At 70.3% G+C, this 24,889-nt stretch carries 13 protein-coding genes; 7 read left to right on the forward strand and 6 right to left on the reverse strand.

Features of this window, described 5'->3' with window-relative positions:
• Nucleotides 1-7 precede the first annotated feature (7 nt).
• From J421_RS24345 to J421_RS24370, 6 genes are all read right to left on the reverse strand, one after another.
• Nucleotides 8-1,687: an amidohydrolase family protein gene (locus tag J421_RS24345; RefSeq protein ID WP_025413725.1), complete on the reverse strand. Its 1,680-nt coding sequence runs from the start codon at nucleotides 1,685-1,687 to the stop codon at nucleotides 8-10.
• Nucleotides 1,688-1,885: 198 nt separating this feature from the next.
• Nucleotides 1,886-3,250 (reverse strand): RagB/SusD family nutrient uptake outer membrane protein, encoded by a 1,365-nt coding sequence (locus J421_RS24350; RefSeq protein WP_025413726.1) that lies wholly within the window; start codon nucleotides 3,248-3,250, stop codon nucleotides 1,886-1,888.
• 10 nt (nucleotides 3,251-3,260) lie between these two features.
• Complete coding sequence (locus J421_RS24355) at nucleotides 3,261-6,578, reverse strand: SusC/RagA family TonB-linked outer membrane protein (protein WP_104023246.1); 3,318 nt, start codon at nucleotides 6,576-6,578, stop codon at nucleotides 3,261-3,263.
• A gap of 95 nt (nucleotides 6,579-6,673) precedes the next feature.
• On the reverse strand, nucleotides 6,674-7,189 hold the full coding sequence (locus J421_RS24360; protein ID WP_148306516.1) for a hypothetical protein: 516 nt from the start codon (nucleotides 7,187-7,189) through the stop codon (nucleotides 6,674-6,676).
• 108 nt (nucleotides 7,190-7,297) lie between these two features.
• A complete protein-coding gene (locus tag J421_RS24365; RefSeq protein ID WP_236646364.1) occupies nucleotides 7,298-8,059 on the reverse strand; it encodes a GntR family transcriptional regulator in 762 nt (253 codons plus the stop codon).
• 176 nt (nucleotides 8,060-8,235) lie between these two features.
• Entirely contained in the window at nucleotides 8,236-10,065 is a 1,830-nt protein-coding gene (locus tag J421_RS24370; RefSeq protein WP_148306517.1) for a hypothetical protein, read from the reverse strand.
• Between the two features lie 301 nt (nucleotides 10,066-10,366).
• On the opposite strand from J421_RS24370, the gene J421_RS24375 reads away from it, so the two are divergent.
• The 7 genes from J421_RS24375 (at nucleotide 10,367) to J421_RS24405 (ending at nucleotide 24,845) form a co-directional block, all read left to right on the forward strand.
• Entirely contained in the window at nucleotides 10,367-12,979 is a 2,613-nt protein-coding gene (locus J421_RS24375) for a glycoside hydrolase family 127 protein (protein WP_158508888.1), read from the forward strand.
• A gap of 123 nt (nucleotides 12,980-13,102) precedes the next feature.
• Nucleotides 13,103-16,066: a SusC/RagA family TonB-linked outer membrane protein gene (locus tag J421_RS24380; RefSeq protein WP_025413732.1), complete on the forward strand. Its 2,964-nt coding sequence runs from the start codon at nucleotides 13,103-13,105 to the stop codon at nucleotides 16,064-16,066.
• Between the two features lie 10 nt (nucleotides 16,067-16,076).
• Nucleotides 16,077-17,690: a RagB/SusD family nutrient uptake outer membrane protein gene (locus J421_RS24385; protein WP_025413733.1), complete on the forward strand. Its 1,614-nt coding sequence runs from the start codon at nucleotides 16,077-16,079 to the stop codon at nucleotides 17,688-17,690.
• Between the two features lie 111 nt (nucleotides 17,691-17,801).
• Nucleotides 17,802-18,293, forward strand: coding sequence for a TonB-dependent receptor plug domain-containing protein (locus J421_RS24390; RefSeq protein WP_025413734.1), 492 nt, complete (start codon nucleotides 17,802-17,804; stop codon nucleotides 18,291-18,293).
• Between the two features lie 91 nt (nucleotides 18,294-18,384).
• Complete coding sequence (locus J421_RS24395; RefSeq protein ID WP_025413735.1) at nucleotides 18,385-19,887, forward strand: PQQ-binding-like beta-propeller repeat protein; 1,503 nt, start codon at nucleotides 18,385-18,387, stop codon at nucleotides 19,885-19,887.
• Nucleotides 19,888-19,919: 32 nt separating this feature from the next.
• A complete protein-coding gene (locus tag J421_RS24400; RefSeq protein ID WP_025413736.1) occupies nucleotides 19,920-22,211 on the forward strand; it encodes a glycoside hydrolase family 31 protein in 2,292 nt (763 codons plus the stop codon).
• A 162-nt stretch (nucleotides 22,212-22,373) separates the two neighbouring features.
• Nucleotides 22,374-24,845: a glycoside hydrolase family 127 protein gene (locus tag J421_RS24405; RefSeq protein WP_104023248.1), complete on the forward strand. Its 2,472-nt coding sequence runs from the start codon at nucleotides 22,374-22,376 to the stop codon at nucleotides 24,843-24,845.
• Nucleotides 24,846-24,889: the final 44 nt, after the last annotated feature.

A 24,889-nucleotide genomic window follows, 5' to 3' on the forward strand; every position in this document is an offset into this window, starting at 1 on the left:
GCCGCGGCTACGGCTCCCACGGCTCGTCGCGCCGCGCGTCCTGCGCCGCGGCCGCCTTCGGGTTCGCCGCGCGCTGCTGCTTCTGCGTCTCCACCATGCGCGCGACGTCGGCGAGCAGCTGCCGCGCGTCGTACACGATGCCGTCCTTGATCGTCCACCGCACGCCGCCGACGCGCTCCGGCTGCCCGGTCGCGTCGTTCAGCCGCAGCGCGCCGATGCCGTAGAGCACCTTGAGGTTCTGCAGCGGGTTCTGATCGACGATCGCGAGATCGGCGAGCATGCCCGGGCGCACGACGCCGAACTCGATCGGCTTGCCGCTCGGCTTCGCGAGCGTCTCGGCGCCGTACATCGTCGCCGAGCGGACCACCTCCAGCGGGTGGAAGCCGGCCTCCTGCAGCAGCTCCATCTCCTCGATCGTCGCGAAGCCCGGTGTGCTGTAGATGAAGCCCGCGTCCGAGCCCGTCGTCACGCGGCCGCCCATGTTCTTGTAGTCGTGCACGAACTCCATCCACACGTGGTAGAAGTTGCGCCACGCCACCTCGTCGGCGGTCGTCCAGTCGTACCAGTACGAGCCGTGGTTCGTGCGGCTCGGCGCGTAGTACGCGTACAGCGACGGCAGCGTGTACTTGTCGTGCCACGGCGCGTACATGTGGTGGATGACGTCGCGCCCGGTGAGGTAGATGCTGAACGTCGGATCGAGCGTGACGTCGCGCTCCTTGAGCCGCTTCAGGAACGCGTTCCACTTCTCCGAGCGCGGCGTCACGAGCTGCCACTGCCGCGCCACCTGCCCGAAGCGGTCCTGCTCGTCGTTGTAGTTCATCGTCACCGGCCACGGCTGCACCGTCGCGCTGTCGTACATGCTCTCGAACAGCCCGTAGAAGTGCGTGACGGTGCCCAGGCCGAGCCGCGTCGCCTCGTCGGCGTTCATCTGCGCGACGCCGGTCTGCTGCAGGTGCGCGACGGAGCCGAGTCCGAGCTTCCTCGCCTCGTCGAGCAGCGCCGCCATGAGGTCGGGACGCTCGGCGCCCAACTTCAGGCCGTCGGCGCCGTGGCTCGCGATCCAGCGCACCCACTCGCGCGCCTCGTCCGGCGTCTTCACCGGGCCGCGTCCCCAGCCGGTGCCGGGGCGCTGGTAGACGACGTAGCGCGGTGCGGCGATCGCGTTCGCCGCGCTGCGCTGCTTCTCGTGCACGCCGTACTCGAAGCTCGAGAACGGCACGCCGCGCACGGTGGTGATGCCGTGGCCGAGCCAGAGCTTGTTGTAGTACTCGGACTCCGGCGCCTTCTGCGGCGTGCCCTGGTGCACGTGCAGGTCGACGATGCCGGGCATGACGTACATGCCCGTGGCGTCGATCTCGCGCGCGCCGCCGCGCGGCCGGCGCGCCGAGTCCACGCGCACGCGCGGCACGCCGACGTCGCGCACCTCGGCGATGCGGTCGTTCTCGACGACGATGTCGACCGGGCCGCGCGGCGGCCCGCCGGTGCCGTCGATGAGCGTCGCGCCGCGGATGACGAGCCGCGCGTACGGGCCGTCGCCCTCGTGCCGGTCGGGCGCGTACTTCGGATCGGTGCGCCGCTCCTCGGCGTTGATCCGCTGCGTGGCCGTGTCGGGGATGACGGTGTTCGGCTTCTTCGGCTGCGCGCCTAACGGGGCAACGGCGAGCAGGAGCGAGAGGTAGAGTCGCATGGCAAGGGCACGGTGGCTCGGTAGTGCTCACGCGGAGACGCGGAGCACGCGGAGAACTGCCTCAACAGCAACAGCAAAGACCTGGGGATGAAAGGATCCCAGGATCCCTCAGGATCCTTTCAATCCCCAGAGCTCTTGCTGTCCGAATGGTTTTCTCCGCGTGCTCCGCGCCTCCGCGAGAGATCGCAGTTCGCGCGCTCAGCTCCCGCAGGCCGGCTGCGTGCTCGGCATGTTCGGGTTCGTCTGCCGCTCGATGTCGCCGATCGGCAGCTCGGCGCCGGGGCAGGTGAGCGTCTCCCCCTGCGCCGACCACGCGGGGTCGACGATGCCGAAGCGGTACATGTCGTTCAGCCGGCGGCCCTGCAGGAACAGGTTCACGCGCCGCTCGTGGATGAGGATGTCGCGCGCCGACGGCTGACCCGCGGCACCCGTCCACGCGGGCAGGTTGTTGAGCGCCCGCAGCGCGTTGATCTGCGTCGCGAACTCCGTCGTGTTCCCCTTCGCCAGGGCCACCTCGGCGGCGATCAGCCGCATGTCGCGCGCGCCCGTGGCGATGAGCGTCGTGAGCAGGTTGCCCGTCACGAATTCCTGCATGAGCGACTGGAGCACCGGGTCGGGCTGGTTCGTGATCGGGTCGCGCAGCGCGACGGTCAGCGCACGCGTCGTGTAGTTGTAGCTGCCGAGCGCGGGGTTGAACGCGATCTCCTTGCGCGAGTTCGTGCACGACGGCAGGAAGCAGTTGCCGATCGCCATCCCCGTGGTCACGGTGAGCGGCAGCCGCGCGTCGGCGCCGCCCGTGGTACCGGCGAAGATCGTGAGCGCGGCCACGGCGTCGTCGGCCGCGCCCTGGTCGGACACGAGCGGGTCGGCGGGTGCCTTGCCCGACGGATTGAGCTTCTGCCAGATCGCGCGGTCGAACTTGGCGCGGGCGCGCATGGCGGTGAGCTGGCCGCGCACGAGCGCGGTCGCCGACGTCGCGGGGAGCAGCGCGAGCCCGCGCGTCGCCGCCGCCTCGGCCGAGTCGTAGAGCGTGACCATCTTCGCCGAACCGATCGGCGCGCCGGCCTCGCGCTCCGCCGACGCGATCACGAAGTCGTCGAAGTGGTTCGCGAGGTAGTCGTACGTCACCGCCGCGTACAGGTTCGCGAGCGCGAGCTGCGTCGGGTCGGTGAGCTGGTTCGCCGCCTTGAACTGCTCGAGCTGCGCGACGGTGCGCGCGGCCATGTAGCGCGCCTGGCTCATCGCCGTCGTCGCGTCGATCACGAACTCGATGGTGGGGTCGCGCACGAAGCCGCGGTTCAGCCGGTCCATGCCGTCGAGCGAGCCGGTCCACGTCAGCTCGTCGCTCGCCGTGACGACGAGCCCCACCAGCTCGTTCGCGCCGCGGGTGAGCGCGGCGAGCTCGCCGTTCACCTGGTTCGGCGCCGAGGCGGGGTTCGACAGCGCCTCGACGTTCACGTTGTTCGGGTTGTCGACCTGCAGCAGGTCGTTGCACGCGGCCGCGCCGGCGAGCACCGCGGCGGGGACGAGCGCGATGCGCCGGAGGAGGGCAGTCCTCGTCATGGTGTCCTCCTCAGAAGGCCAGGCGGGCGGAGAACGTGAAGCGGCGCGGGATCGGCAGGCCGAACACGTCGCTCGCCTCGTAGAAGTTGTTGTCCGTCTGCGCGGAGCTCAGCGAGTTCGACGTGCCGTTGTAGTTGACCTCCGGGTCGGTGCCCGGGTATCGCGTCCACAGCACGAGGTTGCGCGCCGCCGCGACGAGCGAGAGCTCCCGCGCGCCGATCTTCGACGCGAACGCATGCGGCGTGGTGTACGTGAGGCTCACCTCGCGCCATCGCACGAAGTCGCCCGGCTTGTTCTGGTTGTAGCCGTCGTACGGCGAGAGCGCCACGAGGCCGAGCCACTGCTGCGCGGCGGCGAACCGCTCATCCGCGGTCGATGCCGGGTTGAGCAGCGTCGCCTCCACCCGCGCGGCCTCGATCCGGTTGCGGCCTAACGTGGGGCTCGCGTTGCGGAACGAGTCGGTGAGGTCGCTGATCGTGTAGTGCCCTGCCTTGTACTCGAACACGTTCGCCAGCCGCCACGCCTTGCCGAGGCGCACGTTGCCGCCGAACGCGCCCTGCCAGTCGGGGAACGGCTTTCCCTGGTAGTGGTCGTCGAACAGCTTGTTGCCGTCGTCGTCGGCGCGGAGCAGCACCAGGTTCGTCGGGTTGATCGGGTTCGCGAGCACCGCGCGCAGCTGCGCCTCGGTGTCCGGCTTGCCGTCGCGGTTCTGGTCGTAGGGCGTCTCGCCGGCCTGGTAGCAGCCGCCCTTCGCGTCCGTCGCCGGGTTCCGGTAGCTCGAGCACGGCTGGAAGATCTTCACGCCGAACAGCGCGCCCGGCGTGTACCCCTCCTTGATGAAGCCGCGGATGCGCACGTAGCTCCCCTGCACCTTGATCGGTGGCGCACCGCCGAGGCTCACGACCTTCTGCGACAGGTACGAGCCGTTCGCGAACAGGTCGACCGCGAAGTTCGCGCGATTCACGACGAAGCCGTTCAGCGCGAGCTCGATGCCGTGCGCATCCAGCCGGCCGATGTTCGTGAGCTGCCGCGACGAGAAGCCGCCCGACACCGGGAACTGCTTCGAGATGAGCGCGTCCTTCAGCGTGCGCGTCCAGTACGTGGCCGAGAGCTGCGCGCGGTTCGAGAAGAGCCCCGCCTCGAAGCCCCCCTCGATCTCCGTCGTGACTTCGGGCTTGAGGTCGGGGTTGCCGAGGTTGTCCGGCACGAGCCCCGAGCCGGTCGACGCGTTCAGCGGCGCGTACGTCGTGAACTTGTCGAACGCGCCCGGCTGCCGCCCCGACTTGCCGATGGCGGCGCGCAGGCGCAGCGACGAGAGCGTCGTCCAGTTCCACCCGCCGCGGTCGGAGGGCACCACCGACACGCTGAGCTTCGGGTACAGCACGCCGCCCGCGCTCTCGCCGAACGCGCTGTTGTAGTCGTAGCGCGCGCCGACGGTGCCGAAGATCCAGTTGTGGAAGCCGAGCTGCTCCTGCGCGAAGTACCCCGCGTTCACGACGCGGATGTACCCCTCCGACGACGACTGCGTCGCGCCCGCACCGGTGACGGCGAGACCGGGGCCGGGGAAGTCGCGGCCGCTACCGTTCTCGCTCTTCTGCGTCACCATGTAGCCCTGCGCGCCGAGCGTCAGCTGCGACTCGAACGCCGAGCCGAGGCGCGACGTCCAGTTCCCCTTCGTGTCGACGGTGACGTTCTGCGTCCGCAGGTCGTTCACGCTGCGCGTGCCTAACGGCGCCTGGGTGCTGATCAGGTCGACGTTGTTGCCGAACGGGTAGTAGCTGACGGCGCGCACGTCGGTGTTGTCGAGCCCCACCGTGGCGGCGAGGTTCAGCTTCTCCTGCGGCGCCCACCGCGCGCTGAGCGAGCCGGTGTAGTGCGTGCCGTCCTGGTACGCCTGCTGCTGCACCGACTCGCGCAGCGACGTGAACGTGCTGTTGCCGAACGGGTTGCCGGTGAGCTGACAGCGTGCGACGCCGCCGATGTAGTCGAGCGAGTGCTTCCCGTCCGGCCCGTTGCACGACGCGGAGTCGGGCTTCGCGTACATCGACTCGGCGTACGGCGAGTAGATCGAGTTCTGCCCCTGGATGCCGTCGAGGCGGAACACCGTGTAGTGCGTCTGGAAGCCGATCGTGATCTTGTCGGTCGGCAGCACGTTCAGGCTGACCGTCGCCTGGTTGCGCTTCAGCAGATCCTGCGCGAGGTCCGCCTTCACGTCGGTCGGGTTGGCGATCTTGTTCGACGTGAACGGGCCGTCCTCGTACTCGTAGCGGCCGCTCACGAAGTAGTTGACCTTCTCCGCGCCGCCGCTCACCGACGCGCTGGCGGTGTTGTTGAACCCCGTCTCCCAGAGCTGCTTCGTGACGTTGTACTCGAAGGGCTGGAACGGCTGCAGCGTGAGCCCGAAGATGCGGCCCAGCGTGTCGGCCTTCGCCTGGTTGCGCGCGAAGCCGGCGTTCGGCGCGACGCGGTCCGGGTAGGTGATCGCCGAGCGCGAGAGGTCGACGGTCCAGCGCGCGGGACCCTGCGAGCCCTTCTTCGTGAAGATCTGGATCACGCCGTTCGACGCTTCCGTGCCGTACAGCGTCGCGGCGGCGGCGCCTTTGAGCACCTCGACGCGCTCGATGGAGCTCGGGTCGATGTCCTCGAGGCGCGACGAGTTCGACGCACCGCCGGCGCTGGAGCCGCCGTTGTCGGCGCGTACGCCGTCGATGTAGATGACCGGGTTGTTCGACTGCGAGAGGCTGGCGTTGCCGCGGATGCGGATCCGCGCGCCGCTCCCCGTCGTGCCTCCGGACGGCAGCACCTGCACGCCAGGGGTGCGCGCGGCGAGCAGCTCGGAGGGGTTCTGGATCGGCGCCGACTTGAGGTCCTCGGTGTTGATCGTCGCCACCGTGTTGCCGAGCTTCTTCGTCTCCACCGCGGCGCCGGTACCGGTGACGACGACCTGGTCGAGCTGCAGCGCGGACTGCTGGAGGTCGAAGTCGGCGCGCGCCGTCTGGCCTAACGTCACGGCGACGGTCTTGCTCTGCGCGCCGTAGCCGATGAGCCGCACGCGCACCTGCACGGCCGGCCCGACGGGCACGTTCGCGATGCGGTAGGTGCCGTTCTCGTTGGTCGCCGCGCCGAGCGTGGAGTTGACGATCAGCACCTGCGCGTTCGCGAGCGGGCGGCCGCTGGCGACGTCGCGCACGGTGCCCTCGATGGCGCTGCCGCTGCCGCGTGGCGCGGGCTGTTGCGCGCTCACGACGCGCGCGCTGGCGACCGTGAGCGCGACGGCAGCCACGGCAGCGGCCGGCCGGAACGATCGGCGGACGGACTCTCGGATCATCCTTCGTCCCTCGAAGCGGGTGATGGGGCGGTGACCGATCGGCGGCGGCTGCGACCTGGGACGGCGACGTGCAAAGGCGACGTGCGACGGCGAGGCTACGGGGACGGACCGGTGGGCCCGCCGGGCGGCTCGGGGGTACCGCCGCCGTGCTGCGCGATGAGCACGAACATGGCGGCGAGCGCGGCGCCGGCGGCGCTCGCGGCGACGGCGATGGTGCGCCGCCGGTCCAGCACCCGCTGCTCGGCGCGCGCGATGACGGTGGTGGGAATCGTCACGCGCTCCCCCATCCACGCGATCGTGCCGCCGTACGTCTTCGTCGTCTGCGATACGACGACGGTCACGCCGCCCGCGCCGACGCTGTCGACGCGCCCATCGACGGCGAGCGTCTGCGGGCCGAGGCGCGGCTCGAGCCGCGCGGTGCCGTCGCCGGTGAGGTACAGGCGCACGGCGGCCCCGGGGGCGAGCGGTGCGGGGTCCAGGGGCACGTTCCGGTAGCACGCGGAGGCCGCGAGCGCGAGCCCGGTGGCGAGCACGCCGCGGCGCCTAACGATCGCCGGGCGGCGGGACGGACGGGGAGGAACGGCCACGAGCCGGCTGCGGGGGGGCGTCACGGTCGAGTGGATATGGTATCCAAAACGGGAGGCCGCAAGACCGTGGACCCGCCGTCTCGCACCCGCGTCACGGCCGGGTGACGGCCGGCGCGGGGGACATCCCGCGCGCTACCGATTCCCGCGATGGCTCCTCGGCGCGCGCATCGCGCCGGTGACTGCCGCGCCGGTGCCCGCCGCGCGATGATCGCCGAGGAAGTCGAGCAGCGACCGCCCGGCGCCGAGGACGTGCTCGCGCAGCAGGGCCGCGGCGCGCCGGACGTCGCGCCGCCGCGCCGCGTCGAGGATGGCGCGGTGCTCGCCGCTCGCGCGGTGCTCGCCGTGCGTGAGCGCGAGCTGCATGCGCAGGTAGCGGTCGCACTGCTGGTGCAGCCGCTGCACCACGCCGAGCGTCACCGGTCGATCGGCCGCGTCGTAGAGCGTGGAGTGGAACTGCCAGTTCAGCTCCCCGTACGCGAGCACGTCGTGCACGCGCAGCGCGTACTCGTAGCGGTCGAGCACCTCCGCCGCGCGGTCGAGCGCCGCCGCGTCGAGGCGCGGCACCGCGCGGCGCAGGAGCACCGGCTCGATGTCCGCGCGCAGCGCGAACACCTCGTCGATCTCGTCGAGCGACAGCGACGAGACCACCGCGCCGCGGTGCGGCGAGAACACGGCGAGGCCCTCCGCCTCGAGCTGGCGCAGCGCCTCGCGGATCGGCACGCGGCTCACCCCGAGCTCCGCGGCGATCGCGTCCTGCCGCAGCGGCTCCCCCTCGGGGTACGCGCCGCTGAGGATCCGCTCGCGGATCGCGTCGAGCGTCATGCCCGTCAGCGTCTGGCGCGGCAGCGGGACCGGCGGTCGTGCCTCGGGGCTCGAGCGGCGCGTCGCGGGCATGCGGGGATCTCGGTGTGGGGAAGCAGGGACGCGGCTCGCACGGCCGCGCGTGTGGTAGTCGAAATACGCGTACCGGTCATTCCCGACCCTTGCGTTCGCGGGCGATCGTCCGTCGACATCTCCCGCCATCGAGAAACTCCTCGCCAGAGCGAACCCCTCGCGTGGTTGGTGATCGCTCACGCGATGCCCGCTCTCGCCTTCGCCCGCGCGATGATCGCCGCCATCGTGTCGCGGTGCTTCGTGAACGTGTCGTCGACCACCTGCAGCGTGGGGATCGTGCTCGGGTAGAGGCCTAACGTTTCCGTGTTGAAGCGGCCGAACCCCGACTCGTGCACGCCGCTCGAGCCGCGCCCCGGCGCCGGTGCGCTGAGGTGCGAGTAGAAGCGCGAGTACTTCTGCCAGAGCGGGCCGCCGCCGGCGTGGAACATCGGGATGAAGCCGTGCAGCGCGTCGTACGGCATCTCGCCCACGGCGACCACCTTGGGATATTTCGCGCGCAGGTTCGTGATCATCCGCCGCGTGCCCTCGTGCATGTCGCCCGTCGTGCTGTTCACGTGCCCGCCGACGATGTCGAGGAAGTACGCATCCACGCCATAGCGCTCGATCATCTCGGCGATGCGCCCCTCGAGCCAGTTGCGCCACGGGTCGGCGCCGAGGTTCATGTACTCCAGCCAGCCGTCTTGGTGCCGATCGTTGTTCCAGTCCACCCAGTTCAGGTGGTACGTGTCGCCGTCGATCTTGCGCGTGACGCCGCCGGCGATCTTCGGCCACATGGCGAGCTTGCGGTTCGCCGAGTTCGTGCCGTACATCGGCATCATCTTGAACCCCATCCGCTGCCCCTCACCGATGAGCCGGCGGAAGCCCGCCTCGCCACCCATGCGCGCCGGGACCTCGTACTTCGGGTAGTCCCAGTAGTAGCGCCCGTCCCACGCGGCGAGGAACACGAGCACGCGGCTCGCCGGGATCTGCGTCGCCATCCAGCGGAGGATCTCGAGCTGCCGGGCGTAGTCGTTGAAGATGAAGCCCGTGTAGTGCTGGCCGTGCAGCGTCGTCACGAGCGCGACGTCGCGCATCCATCGCGGCACGTCGGTGCGCGCCTCCCACGTCTCGAGGTCGAACGCGCGCTCCACGTGCTGCATGTGCTGCTGCACCGCGGCGTCGAGCGACGTGGTGCGCGCGAGCCGCCACCGCGGCACGGCGACGCGCCGGTCGTCGCGCCACGCGTCGTGCTCGTAGATCGCCTCCACGCGGTAGGCGCGCTCGCCGGCCTGGAAGTAGAAGCGCTTCGGGCGCACCCGGTCGTCGAGCGTGGAGAGCGCGTACACGTCGCCGTCGCTCGGCAGCGCGGCGGCGATCGGCGTGGTGATGCTGATCGGCACGCCGGCGCCGTGCAGGTCGCCGGCGCCGAACGTGTAGCCGGCGAGCACGTCGCCGTCGGTCGGGTCGAACGGTGCGCCGCCGCCGACGGCGATGCGGCCGCGCGGCACGTCGCGGATCACCGTCGTCACGGTCTTGATGGGGTGCGGCATCTCGGCGACGACGTCCCACTCTATGGTGGTGCCGGTGCGGCGGAACGTCGCGGTGAGCGTGCCGGGCGCCTTCTCCTGGCCGCCGGCCCAGGTGAAGCCGTCGCAGGTGAGCTGCAGCGCGTCGCCGGTGCCGCCGGCCCGCATGCGGGCGCGGTCCAGGGCGTACGTGTTCTCCTCGGTGAAGACGAGGAAGCCGAACCGGTGGTCGCCGAACGCCACCGAGGGCTCGGGGAAGTCGAAGCTGAACTTCATGAACGACCGGCCCCGCGGCGGGATGAACACGTCGCTCGTCGACACGAGGTCGACGATGTCGCCCGGGGCGTGGACGTCCCGCACCTGAACGGCCGTCTGAACGGCGGGCGCGGGTGTGGGGGGCTCGGCGCCGGCGGGTGCGGGGGCGGCAGCCGATACGGCGGCGCCAGCGCTGGCGCCCGCGACGGTCTTGAGCCAGTCCCGCCGGGAGAAGGAGTCGGTCATGGGCGTCGCGGGTGGGGCCGGTGGGACGGCGCGATGAATGCCGGCATGGTGACGGGCGATCCCCTTGCCGGGTCTCGGGGATCGTATACGTTATTCAACCTGTCGAATGTTGGATACAATATGCGATGTAGCCGCCGTCGTCGCGATCCGGACCACGGTTCAACGATCCGGGGGGCTCCCGCATAAACAAAAGAGGCACTCGGCCACCCGGGGCGCCTCACGGGATCTCCCCGGCCGTTCACGCCCGGCCGGCGCCGCTTCACGTCCGTCCGCCTCCCCGCGCGCACCCGACGAAGCATCGATGTCCACTCGCCGCGACTTCCTCCAGCGTTCGGCGTCCGTCACCGCCGCCCTCGCCCTCGGCCCCCTCGCCGCGAAGGCCGGCGCCGCCGCGACGCTCGACGACGGCATCCTCGACCCCGGCGCGCTCGTGCCCGGCGCCGCCGGTGCCACGGGCGCCGCCGAGGTGGCCCACGCGGCCGCCGCGCCCACGACGCCGGCGGCAATTCGTGCGTTCGAGCGGCGAATGCTGCGGGCACGCCCGATCCCCTTCCATCAGGTCCGCGTGACCGGCGGCCCGCTGAAGCACGCGCAGGACCTCGACGTCGCGTACCTGAAGGAGCTCCAGCCGGACCGGATGCTCGCCTACTACCGCAAGGAGGCCGGGCTGACGCCGAAGGCGGAGGGCTACACCGGCTGGGACGGCGGCGGGCGCAACCTCACCGGCCACATCGCCGGCCACTACCTGTCCGCCATCAGTTACATGTATGCCGCGACCGGCGACCCGGAGTTCAAGCGCCGCGCGGACTACATCGTGAGTGAGCTCAAGCTCGTGCAGGACAAGCACGGCGACGGCTACTGCGGCGCCCTCGAGGGCGGCCAGAAGGCGTTCGAGGAGGTGTCGAAGGGCAACATCCGCTCGGGCGGCTTCGACCTGAACGGCCTCTGGTCGCCGTGGTACACGCTGCACAAGACCTACGCCGGGCTGCGCGACGCCTACCGCGAGACCGGCAACAAGCAGGCGCTCGACGTCGAGACGAAGTTCGCCGCGTGGGCCGAGCGGATCGTCGCGCCGCTCTCGTACGAGCAGATGCAGCGCATGATGCTCACCGAGTTCGGCGGTATGAACGAGGTCTTCGCCGACCTCTACGCCGACACCGGCGACGAGCGGTGGCTCAAGCTGTCCTACCGCTTCGAGCACGACGGCTTCACCCGTCCGCTGAAGCGTCACCAGGACAACCTCGGCGGCAAGCACGCCAACACGAACATCCCGAAGATGATCGGGTCGGCGGCGCGCTACGGGTACGTGGCCGACGCCGCGGACCTCGAGGCGGCGTCGTTCTTCACCGACCGCATCGCGCAGCACCACACGTACGCCACCGGCGGGCACGGCCAGTCGGAGTACTGGGGCCCCGCCGACCAGATCGGCGTGCGCGTCGACGGCCGCACGAGCGAGTCGTGCAACGCCTACAACATGGCGAAGCTGACGCGCCGGCTCGCCTCGTTCCGCCCGGACGCGGACTACGCCGACTACAACGAGCGCTGGCTGTTCAACCACGTCCTCGCGTCGATCGACCCGGAGGACGGGCGCACCTGCTACATGGTGCCGGTCGGCCGCGGCGTGCAGCAGGAGTATCAGGACATGCAGCGGAGCTTCACCTGCTGCGTGGGCTCGGGGATGGAGAACCACGCGCTGCACGGGCAGAACATCTACTTCGAGAACGACGACACGCTCTGGGTGAACCTGTTCATCCCGTCGACGGCGCAGATCGACACGGGCGCGCTGAAGGGCGTGCGCGTGGCGCAGACGACGGACTTCCCCGAGGGCGAGACGGCGACGGTCACGCTCACCGTGCCGCAGCCGCGGAAGTTCACGCTCGCCGTTAGGCGCCCGACGTGGGCCGGGGACGGCTTCCGCATCGCGGTGAACGGGGAGGCGCTCGCGCAGCCGTCGCTGGCCCAGCTCCGCGCGAGCGGCGGCGGCCGCGCGTCGCGCGAGGAGGAAGCGCGGCCGCAGCCGAGCAGCTACGTCGAGATCGAGCGGACGTGGAAGACCGGCGACACGATCCAGCTCACGCTCCCGAAGTCGCTGCGCCTCGAGCCGACGCCGGACCAGCCGCAGGTCGCGGCGATCATGTGGGGCCCGCTCGTGCTCGCGGGCGATCTCGGGCCGCGCCGCGAGGGACGCGGCCGCGTCGCCGACGGCTCGGCGACGAACGCGCCGGCGCCGCAGCCGGTGCCGGTGCTCGTCACCGGCGGGCGCGCGCTCACCGACTGGGTGGTGCCGGCCGGCGCGCCTAACGAGTTCACGGCGAAGGGCGTCGCGCTGATCCCCGAGCAGAAGAGCGCGCCGGGCGACGTGGCGCTGAAGCCGTTCTATCGCACGCATCGCCGCCGCTACAGCGGCTACTTCGACATCCTCACGCCGGCGCAGTACGAGGCGCGCGGCGCGGCGATCGCCGCGGAGCGCGAGCGCGTGCGCAAGCTGGAGGCGGCGACGGTGGGCTTCGTGCAGCCGGGCGAGATGCAGCCGGAGCGCGACTTCAACTATCAGAGCGAGCCGCTCGAGCGTCCGGTGTTGCGGGCGGAGGGGCGGGCGAATCGCGCCGGCCAGGGGTGGTTCTCGTTCGATCTCCCGGTGGACCCGTCGGCGCCGACGGCGGTGGTGGTGACGTACCTGAACAGCCAGGGTCTCGCGCCGGCCGCGGGCAACTTCCAGATCCTCGTCGACGGCACGCCGGTCGGCACGTTCGAGCCGAACGCGACGGCGATCGGGTTCTGGGACGCGCAGTACGCGGTGCCGCAGGATCTCGTGAAGGGCAAGAGCAAGATCACGGTCCGCTTCCAGGCGGCGTCGAACGGGCGGATCACGCCGGTGTTCGGCGTGCGCACCGTGCGCGCGACGAGCTTGTAGCTGCGTGGCTGCGTGGCTGCGTGAGGTGTCGCGCCGCGACGCAGCCACGCAGCAGCTGTTCGTATACAATAGACAACATCCAGGATCCCGCTCGACCCGTCCCCGCTCCCCGGAGTCCCAGACATGCGCATGTCATCCGTCGGCGGCACGATCGCCCTGTGCCTGCTGACCCCGTTCGCGGCCGAAGCGCAGGCCACCGGGCGGATCACCGGCGTGGTCACGTCCGACGCCGGCCGCCCCGTCTTCCGCGCCCAGGTCACCATCCCGGGCACCCAGCTCGGCGCGCTCACCGACTCCACGGGGCACTACCGCATCGCGAGCGTCCCCGCCGGGCGCCACGTCGTGCGCGCCGCCTCGCTCGGCTACTTCCCGGGCCTCGACACGGTCACCGTCACCTCGAACGGCGCCGTCACCGCCGACTTCCGCCTCGGCACGCTCGCCGTCTCGCTGCAGCAGATGGTCGTCGTCGGCTACGGCACCCAGCGCAAGGGCGAGGTCACGGGCTCCGTCGCGCAGGTCAACTCCGAGGAGTTCAACCAGGGCCCGGCGCGCGACGCCGCGTCGCTCATCGCCGGCAAGGTCGCCGGCCTGGGCGTCACCACGCCGAGCGGTGACCCGCGTGCCGGCACGCAGATCACGCTCCGCGGCATCACGACGATCCAGGGCAACACCAACCCGCTGATCCTCGTCGACGGCGTGCCGGGCGGCCTCAACACCGTCTCGCCGTCCGACATCGAGTCGATCAGCGTGCTGAAGGACGGCTCCGCGGCCGCGGTCTACGGCTCGCGCGCGTCGAACGGCGTCATCCTCATCACGACCAAGCGGCACAGCGGCGGCAAGCCGACGATGCGCTACGAGGGCTACGTCGCCGAACAGAGCATCTACCGCCGCCCCGACTTCCTCACCGCCGACGACTACCGCCGGCTCAAGGCGACGGGCCTCAACTTCGAGGACCTCGGCGGCAACACCGACTGGCAGGCGCAGATCCTCCGCAGCAACCCGACGAGCCAGTACCACAACCTGGCGATCGGCGGCGGCGACCGGCAGACGAACTACACCGGCTCGTTCACGTTCGACAAGGCGCAGGGGATCTTCCAGCGCTCCGACAACCAGAACCTGACGGCGCGCGGCACGGTGCACCACACGATGTTCGGCAACAAGCTGACCGCCGACGCGAACTTCCTGAACCGCACGCAGGACTACTTCACGGGGCCCAGCTACGGGTGGGCGTGGCGTCAGGCGCTGATCCGCAACCCCACCGACAACGTGCGCGCGGCCGACGGGACGTGGCAGGAGCGCGGCACGTACATGTACCAGAACCCGGTCGCGCTCATCGACGAGCAGAACGGCAAGTACGAGGGCCGCGACACGCGCCTGCACGGCACCGCGACGCTGACCCCCGTCAACCACCTGCGCCTGTCGCTCATGGGCGGCGTGTCGCGCTTCTCCTCGCTGAGCGGCGACGCGACGACGTTCGAGCACGCCAACACCACACTGAGCGGCCTGAACGGCACGGCGAACCGCAACACCTCGTCGAGCGAGGACCGCATCCTCGAGGGCACGGGCACGTACACGAACAGCTTCGGGCGGCACAACGTCACGCTGCTGGGCGGCTACAGCTACCAGGACAACGTGGCCGAGAACTTCGGCGCCAGCACGTTCAACTTCCCGACGGACCTGTTCGGCTACGACGCGCTCGCGCGCGGCACGGCGCTGACCGACGGCAAGGCGACGCTCTCGAGCGGCAAGACGGGCTACAACGTGATCGGCTTCTTCGGTCGCCTGAACTACGACTGGCAGAACCGCTTCCTGCTCATGGCCAGCCTGCGGCAGGAAGGGAACTCGCGCTTCGGCGCCGACCACAAGTGGGGCCTGTTCCCCGGCGCGTCGGCCGCGTGGCGTCTGAGCGAGGAGGGCTTCCTCAAGCGCTTCTCGTTCATCAACGACCTCAAGCTGCGCACGGGCTACGGCGTCACCGGCATCGCGCCCGGCTCGTCGTACCTCTCGCTCACCAGCTACTCGTACGGCGGCAAGATCCTGTACAACGGTCAGTGGGTGCAGGGCCTCTCGCCGTCGCGGAACGCGAACCCGAACCTCCGCTGGGAGGAGAAGCGCGAGCTGAACTCCGGCGCCGACTTCTCGCTGTTCGCGTCGCGGCTGAACGGCAGCGTCGACGTGTACAACCGCACGACGCACAACATGCTGTACAACTACTCGGTGCCGGTGCCGCCGTACCTGTTCGGCAGCATCCTCGCCAACGTCGGCTCGATGCGGAACTCGGGCGTCGAGGCGCAGCTCTCGTACGACGTGCTCCGCGGCAGCAAGCTGCGGTGGACGACGAGCGCGAACTGGTCGAAGAACAAGAACCGGCTGCTCACGCTCTCGAACGAGACGTTCCAGCCGTCGAGCGACTGCACGACGCTGGGCGGCACGGGTGAGCCGATCCAGGTGAGCACGCACCAGATGTGCGTCGGCCAGCAGATCGGCAACTTCTACGGTTGGCAGTCGGTCGACATCGACGACAAGGGCGTGTGGGTCGTCCTCGACAGCGTCGGCAATCGGATCTCCGTCGCGAACGCGAAGCCGAAGGACCGCCGGGTGATCGGCAACGGCATCCCGAAGCAGTACGCGGCGTGGAACAACAACGTGCGCTTCCGGAACTTCGATCTCGACGTGAACATGCGCGGCGCGTTCAAGTTCCAGATCCTGAACTACCAGCGCATGTACTACGAGAACCCGACGATCATTCAGTACAACATGCTGAAGTCGGCGTTCGACCCGGTGTACGGCAAGCGCCCGGTGAACTACAGCCTGGCGTACGTCAGCTACTACATCGAGAACGGCGACTACTGGAAGATCGACAACGCGACGCTCGGCTACACGCTGCCGCGGCGCCTGCTCAGCCGGTTCGGCGGCAACGTCCAGAGCGCGCGCGTGTACTTCTCGGGCCGCAACCTGCTGACGCTCACCGGCTACAAGGGGATGGACCCCGAGGTGCCGATCAGCGGGCTGACGCCCGGCATCGACGACCGCGACCAGTACCCGACGACGCGCACGTTCACCGGCGGCATGACCATCCAGTTCTGAGGCCACTTCGATGCGAACTCTCCTTTCGAAGCTCACGGTGCTCGGCGCGGTGGTTCTCGCCGGCGTCGGGGCGGCAAGCTGCACGGACCTCACGGAGACCCCGTACACCGAGGTCACCGAGGCGAACTTCAAGCCCACCGCCGCCGACCTCGCGGCGCTCATGGCGCCGGCGTACACGCCACTGCGCGGCATCTGGATGAGCTGGTACGGCATGGTCGACTTCCAGGAGGAGACCGCCGACGAGCTGCTCACCCCCGTGCGGCCGAACGGCTGGTACGACGGCGGCGTCTACATCCGCCTGCACGAGCACAAGTGGGACGCGAACCAGGGGCAGCCGAACGGCCTCTATAGCCAGTCGTTCAGCGGCATCAACGCCGCGAACCGCGTGATCTACCAGCTCGAGTCGGGCGTCATCCCGGTCGACGCGGCGACGAAGACGGCGACGCTTGCCGAGCTCCGCGCGCTTCGCGCGTACTACTACACGCTGCTGCTCGACAACTTCGGCAACGTGCCGGTCGTGACCGACTTCACGGCCACCGAGCTGCCGGAGCAGAAGACGCGGCAGCAGGTGTACGACTTCGTCGTGAAGGAGCTCACGGAGACGATCCCGCAGCTCTCGGCGGCGACGGGCACGGCGATGTACGGCCGCATCAACCAGTACGCCGCGAAGGGGATCCTCGCGCGCGTGTACCTGAACGCCGGCGTGTACACGGGCACCCCGCAGTACGACAAGGTGCTCACGCTCACGCAGGAGATCATGGCGGCGAACAAGTACCAGCTCGACGCCGACTACAGCACGCCGTTCTCCCGCACGAACGACAAGTCGTCGCAGGAGATCATCTTCGCGGTGCCCTACGACGCGATCAACGCGACGCAGAGCAACTTCCACATGAAGACGCTGAAGCCGGACCTCCGGTTCGTCTTCAACATGCAGGCGCAGCCGTGGGGCGGCTCGGCGTCGAACCCGCAGTTCATCGACACGTACGACAAGGACGACGCACGCCTCACCAAGACGTGGATGATGGGCACCCAGCGCGACGCGCAGGGGCGCGGCTACGACTTCAAGGAGTTCGTCCCGTCGATGACGAAGACGGACTTCGACAACGGCTACCCGGTGAAGAAGTACGAGATCTACCAGGGTGAGACCGGTGCGTCGGACGTCGACTATCCCGCGCTGCGCTACGCCGAGGTGCTGTTCATGCGGGCCGAGGCGCTGCTGCGGACCGGCCAGGCCGACGCCGCCGCTGCGCTCGTGACGCAGGTCCGGAAGCGCAACTTCACGGGCGCCGCGGCCGCGAAGGCGACGGTCACCGGCCCCGATCTGGTGAAGGGGAGCGTCTACAACTACGGGTGGTACGACACGGACGGCACCGTGAAGGACAAGGCGGGCGGCACGCCGACGTTCAACGGCGGCGCCGACATCCAGTACGGCCGCTTCCTCGACGAGCTGGGATGGGAGTTCGCCATCGAGGCGCACCGGCGCACGGACCTGATCCGCTTCGGCGTGTTCACGACGAAGAAGTGGTTCAACCACGTGCCGAACGGCAGCTTCCGCACGCTGTTCGCGATCCCGCAGAGCGCCATCCAGACGAACAGCAAGTTGAAGCAGAACCCTGGCTTCTGAGGACCGCTGCGTGGCTGCGTGGCTGCGTGCTGCTTATGATGAGCCACGCAGCCACGCAGCCACGCAGCTTCCTGTACGGTTCCCCGCGCCGGCCCACGAGGAGACCTCCAGATGGCGACACGAACCCTGCTCGTCCTGGCCACGCTCGGCGCGGCGGCGTGTGCGAAGCACGGGTCGGCGGGGGCCCCGCGTCCCGCCGACAGCGTGCAGGTCGGCTACGGCGCGCAGCCGCGGGAGAAGACGACGGGCGCCGTCACCGCGCTCTCCAGCGACGATGTGATGAAGGGGCGCCCGTTCAGCATCGAGGAGCTCCTCCGCGGCAAGGTCGCGGGGCTCGAGATCATCCAGACCGGCAGCTCGGTGCGCTTCCGCATCCGCGGCGCGGCGTCGATCAGCCAGGAGCAGGAGCCGCTCGTCATCGTCGACGACGAGATGATCCAGGCGGGCAACATCGTGAACGCGCTCGCCGGGCTCACGCCGAGCGATATCAAGCAGGTGGCGGTGCTGAAGGACGTGGCCTCGACGTCGATCTACGGCGGCCGCGGCGCGGGCGGCGTCATCCTCATCACGACGAAGAACAAGCGCGAGGACAAGAACGATTGAACGGCTCTCGTCATTGAACCGCGGAGGACGCAGAGGACGCAGAGGGGAACTCATTCGGTCTCCGGCTTTCCTCTGCGTCCTCTGCGGTTCGATGCTTTTTGCCTGCAGCCGCTCCGATCGCCCGCCGGCGCCGAGCTTCGCGGCGATCTTCCCGCCCGCCACCGGCGCGCTGATGAACGAGTCCTCGCCCGCGCTCGCGGACCTCGACGGCGACGGCGTGCCCGACATCGTGTTCGGCTCGGGCGTGGACCGCACGCGGCCGGCGGGGCGGCGGCTCGTGTTCACCGGACAGCCGGCGGTCTCCGGCTACGTCGTCGCCGTCTCCGGGCGCACGAACCGGATCCTGTGGCAGGTGCCGAACCCGCGCGACGCGTTCACCACGCCCCGCTTCGCGTACCTCGACCACGACCGCGTTCCCGACGTCGTCATGGGCGGACGCGAGGGAGTGCTCACCGCGTACGCGGGCACCGACGGCCACGTGCTGTGGCGCGTGCTGGGCGAGGACGTCGTCGCGACGCCGTTCCCGTACTACTTCCTGACGCCGGCCATCGTGCCCGACGTGAACGGCGACGGCGTGCCGGACGTCGTCGACACGTACGGCGGCAACGACACGCGCGCGCCGAGGGATGCGCGCGACGCGGGCTACGTGATGGTCGTCTCGGGCGCCGACGGCCGCGTGCTGAGGGCGCAGCGGGTGCCCGACGGCGCCGAGACGTACGCCTCGCCGCTCGCGTATCGGCGGCGCGACGGGAGCACGTGGGTGATCTTCGGCACCGGCGGCGAGACGAAGCCCGGCGCCGAGTGGCGCGCGCCGCTCGCGTCGCTCGTCGACAGCACGCTCGCCACGCGCGCGGAGCGCCTCGTGCTGGAAGGGACGAAGGGGGTCATCGCGCCGCCGACGCTCGTCGATCTCACCGGCGACGGCGAGCAGGACGTGCTCGTGAACACGTTCGACGGACGGCTCGTCGCCGTGGACGGCGCGACGGCGAAGCCGCTGTGGTCGCACGCCGACTCGTCGGAGGAGTCGTACCACCAGCCGGCGGTCGTGCGCCTAACGAGGGACGGCGGGCGCCTCGGCCTGTTCGTCTCGCGCGGCATCGGCGCCTTCCCGCGCTACGTCGGCACGGTGCACCGGCTGTACGACGCCGCGACCGGGCGCGTGCTGTACGAGTATCGCGATCCGAACTACCCGGCCGGCGCGCCGCTCGCCGTCGACCTCACCGGCGACGGCGTGGACGAGCCGGTGTTCTTCACGCAGCGCTTTCCGGCCGCCCAGGGCTCGCGCATCCACGTGCTCCATCTGCCGACGCATCGTCTCGCGTCGCACGACGTGCCGGACAACCTGTGGAGCACACCGGTGGTCGCCGACCCGCGCCGTACGGGCACGCTGGAGCTGATCGGCGTGTCGTGGCGCATGGGGCCGAACGGCATCGCGAGCCTGCCCGACGTGCAGTGGCAGCTGCTGCGTCTCGATCTCTCGGCGAAGACGCCGTCCGCGATCACGTGGGGCGGGTACATGGGGACGACGGCGGACGGGCGGTATCACGCTGGAGATCTCACGCGGAGCCGCGGAGCACGCGGAGAACACCAGTGAAGTGTTGTGCTCCGCGTGCTCCGCGGCTCCGCGTGAGACTGCTCCGCGCCGGCGCCGCGATCTCGCTCGCCGCGCGCGCGCATGCGCAGCCGATCGCCGCCGCTGGCCAGCCCGCGCAGCTCGACGTGCGTGCGGCGGGCGCGGCGAGCGTGCGCGTCACGCTGAAGCCGGCCGCCATGGCAGCGGCGTTCCCGTACACGCCGGCGCTCGTCGAGCGCACGTACGCGGCGCCAGCGATCAGCGTACGCGAGCTGCGCGCGCCCGTCAGGCGCACGGTCGGCGCGCTCACCGTGGAGGTGCGGCCGGACCCGCTCACCGTCGTGGTCCTCCGTGCGGCCGGCGACACGGTGCAGCGGCTCACGTTCCAGCCGGACGGGTCGCTCGCGTTCCGCGTCGACGACGCGCCGGTGCTGGGCATGGGCGAGGGCGGGCCGCGACCGCAGCAGGGCACGCCGTGGCGCACGGCGCCCATCCAGTTCGACCGCCGCGGGCGGCTCGACGAGATGGAGCCGCGGTGGCAGAGCGACGCGTACGGCTCGCGCAACCCGGCCGCGGTGCTCGTCGGCACCGGCGGCTGGGGCCTGTTCGTGCCCACGCCATGGGGGCAGGTGGATCTTCGCGACGCGCGGCGCGGTGTGCTCGTGCCGTGGGTGCCTAACGCGCGCGACAGCATCGTGCAGACCGAGCGCAACCAGCAGCAGGCGCTCGCGAAGGGAAAGCCGCCGGCGAACGCGGTCGTGGCGGGCGCCTACGACGTGTTCGTGTTCGACGCGCGCGACCCGGCCGCGCTCATGCGCGACCTCGCCGCGGTCACGGGCCCCGCCGCGCTCCCGCCGCGGTGGGCGCTCGGCTACATGCAGTCGCACCGCACGCTCGAGGACGAGCGGCAGCTGCTCGGCATCGTCGACACGTTCCGCGAGAAGCGCATCCCCGTCGACGCGGTGATCTACCTCGGCACGGGGTTCACGCCGAAGGGATGGAACACGCGGCAGCCGTCGTTCGCGTTCAACCCCGAGGTGTTCCCGCGGGGCGGCGCCGCGTTCGTGCGCGACATGCACGCGCGGCACGTGAAGGTCGTGCTGCACATGGTGCCGTGGGACCGCGATCGGCTGCCGAGGCTCGACTCGACGACCGCGCGCAGCTACTGGCAGGAGCACGTCGGGCTGTTCGACGCCGGCGTCGACGCGTTCTGGCCCGACGAGGGAGACTGGTTCGACCTGTTCGAGCGGCTCCAGCGCCATCGCCTGTACTACGAGGGGCCACTGTCGACGCGCCCCGACGTGAGGCCGTGGAGCCTGCACCGGAACGGCTTCCCCGGCATCGCACGCTGGGGCGGATGGGTGTGGTCGGGCGACACCGAGTCGTCGTGGAAGACGCTCGAGGGGCAGATCGCCGTGGGGCTCAACTACTCGCTCAGCATCGGCCCGTTCTGGGGATCCGACATCGGCGGCTTCTACGCCACGAACGAGCTGACGGGAGAGCTGTACGCGCGGTGGTTCCAGTTCGCGGCGTTCACGCCATCGTTCCGCGGCCACGGCCGCACCTGGCAGCTCCGACTGCCGTGGGGCTGGGGGCTGAGCGACATGGGCCCGCGCGAGGGGAACAACAGCAACACCGGCGACAGCACGCGCGGCGTGCTCCGCGCGGAGCTGAACAACCCGGCCATCGAGCCGATCGCGAAGCGCTACGACGAGCTGCGCTACCAGTTGCTGCCGTACACGTACACGCTCGCGTGGGAGGCGCGCACGACGGGGATGCCGCTCATGCGCGCGCTGTGGCTGCACTACCCGACCGACTCGATCGCGCGCGGCCTCGGCTCGGAGTACCTGTGGGGGCGCGACCTGCTCGTCGCGCCGGTGTTCGAGAAGGGCGCCGCGTCGCGCGCGGTCTATCTGCCGGCGGGCGACTGGTACGACTGGTGGACCGGCGCGCGCGCGGCCGGCGGCCGCACGGTGACGCGCCCCGTGGATCTCGCGACGATGCCGATCTACGCCCGCGCCGGCGCGATCGTCCCCGTCGATCCGGTGCGCCAGTGGGCGGACGAGCCGGTGAGCGCTCCGACGGTGCTGCGCGTATATCGGGGAGCGGACGGCGCGTTCACGCTGTACGACGACGACGGCCGCTCGCAGGACTACCTGCGCGGGATCGGCTCGTGGATCCGGCTCTCGTGGAACGACGCTCGGCGGCGCCTGACGCTCGCGCCGGGCGCGCCGCGGGGAGCGACGAACGTGGTACGGCCACGGACGTTCGACGTGGTGCTCATGCCCGACGGCGCTCGGAAGACCGTGCGGTACGGGGGCACGGCGATCGACGTGAGGTTCTGAGTTTCGAGTGGCGTCTCACGACCCCTCGGCAGTGAAGGGGCCTCGTGTTTGGACGCGGATCACGCGGATATCGCGGATTCGCGCGATCCGCGATATCCGCGCGATCCGCGTCCAAACTCACGGGGGCATGACGTACATGGAGTCTTGAACCGGAGCGAAAAAATGACGCGCTCGACCCTATCTCGTCGCGAGATGCTCGGCCTGACGGGCAAGGCCGCGGCGGCCGCCGCGCTGTATCCGATCCTGCAGACGGCCATCGCCCCGGAAGGCGAGGCGCAATCGTTAGGCATCGCCCCGCAGGTGAACGGCCTCGCCGGCGTCGACCGCGTGGTGGTGCTGCCGGGGAAGACGTACCTGCGCGGCTGGGCCGGGTACGGCGATCCGCCGCGCCGCGGCGAGCGCCGTCGCCCCGGGCAGCCCGAGCCGGCGCCGCCGCCGACCGGCCCCACGCCCAACGTCCGCTGGAGCAAGGCGTCAGGCCCCGGCCGAGTGACGTTCGCGAACCCGACGGCGCTTCAGACCACGGCGACGTTCACCGCGCCCGGCACCTACGTGCTCCGCCTCACCGCCGACAACGGCGCGACGACGTCGACGTCGGAGCTCACCGTGAAGGCCGAGAACCCGGCGCCGGCGCGCCAGCTCGGCGTCGTCCACACGAAGCGGTACACGATCGACAGCCCGCTGTGGAACGACCGATTCAAGGCGCTCATCGTGAGCTGGATCCCGCACTGCATCGACCAGCTCGAGCGCACCGACATCCCGGTCGGCGGCATCGACAACTTCATCGAGGCGGGGAAGGCGCTGCGCGGCGAGCCGCATGGCGCGCACAAGGGCTACGTGTTCTCCAACGCGTACGTGCACAACGCCGTCGAGTCGATGAGCATCGCGCTCATGATCGACGCGAAGGGCGATCCGGAGACGCTCGCCGCGCAGCAGCGCATGCGGGAGACGCTCGACCGCTGGATCCCGATCATCCTCGCCGCGCAGGAGCCGGACGGCTACATGCAGACCGCGTTCACGCTGCCGCGCGTGACGAACGCGGGCGGGAACGGCGGGCAGAACACGGGGCCGTTCGAGCACTGGACGCGCCGCGGCGATCACGAGGGATACACCGCGGGCTACTTCCTCGAGTCGGCCATCGTGCACTACATGATGACCGACCGGAAGGACGCGCGGCTCTACGACGCGGCGAAGAAGCTCGCCGACTGCTGGGATCGGAACCTCGGCCCGGCGCCGAAGAAGGCGTGGTACGACGGCCACCAGGAGATGGAGCAGGCGCTCGTCCGCTTCGGCCGCTTCGTGAACGACAACGAGGGCGCGGGGAAGGGCGACCGGTACATCAAGCTCGCGAAGTTCCTGCTCGACAACCGCTACGTCGCCGCGCGCGACGACCGCGAGCGCAGCGAGTACGACCAGAGCCACCTGCCGGTGATCGAGCAGTACGAGGCGGTCGGACACGCGGTGCGCGCGATGTACAACTACTCGGGGATGGCCGACGTGGTGACGGAGACCCACGACCCCGACTACCGCAGCGCGGTGAAGTCGCTGTGGGACAACATCGTGAACCGGAAGTACTACGTCACCGGCGGCATCGGCAGCGGCGAGACGTCGGAAGGGTTCGGGCCGAACTACTCGCTGCGCAACGCCGCGTACTGCGAGTCGTGCTCGAGCTGCGGCGTGATCTTCTTCCAGTGGAAGATGGGGCTCGCGTACCACGACGCGAAGTACGCCGACCTCGTCGAGGAGACGATCTACAACGCGCTGCTCGGCGGGCTCGCGATGGACGGCAAGACGTTCTACTACCCGAACCCGCTCGACGCGCGAACGCTGCGCACGGCGTGGCACTCGGTGCCGTGCTGCGTCGGCAACATCCCGCGCACGCTGCTGCAGATGCCGACGTGGACGTACGCGAAGGATCCGGACGGCACGGGGATCTACGTCAACCAGTTCGTCGGCAGCACGATCACGGTCGAGAACGTGGGCGGCACCGACGTGGAGATGGTGCAGCGCACGAACTACCCGTGGGACGGCAAGGTCGCCGTGACGGTGAACCCGAAGGGCGGCGCGAAGCGCATGACGGTGCGCGTGCGCGTGCCGGACCGCGAGACGAGCGCGCTCTACGCGTCGACGCCGGCGGTGAAGGGGCTCACGTCGATGACGGTGAACGGCAAGGCGGTGAAGCCGAAGATCGAGAACGGCTACGCGGTGCTGACGCGGTCGTGGACGCCCGGCGACCGGATCGACTTCGAGGTCCCGCTGACGATCCAGCGCGTGCGTGCGATCGAGCAGGTCGAGGCCGACCGCGGCAAGGTGGCGCTCCGCTACGGGCCGCTCGTGTACAACATCGAGAAGGTGGACGTGGGCGACGTCGCGAAGGTGCTGCCGCCGAACGCGCCGCTCAGCACCGAGTGGCGGGGCGACCTGCTGCACGGCGTCGCGGTGATCACGGGCGCGTTCGCCGACGGCTCGCCGATGGTGGCGATCCCGAACTACGCGCGCATGAACCGCGAGCCGGCGCCGCCGCCGCCACTGCCGCAGCCCGCCGATCCGTCGGCGACGAACGCGCCGCGCGAGCGGCCCGCCCCGCCGCCGATCGTGTCGGTGGTGTGGATCAACGAGGGGCGGGCTTCCTGAGTCGCCTCTCGGGACTCCACGTACGTGTTCTCATAGGACTGAAG

The sequence above is a fragment of the Gemmatirosa kalamazoonensis genome (assembly GCF_000522985.1).
Classification (GTDB): Bacteria; Gemmatimonadota; Gemmatimonadetes; order Gemmatimonadales; family Gemmatimonadaceae; genus Gemmatirosa; species Gemmatirosa kalamazoonensis.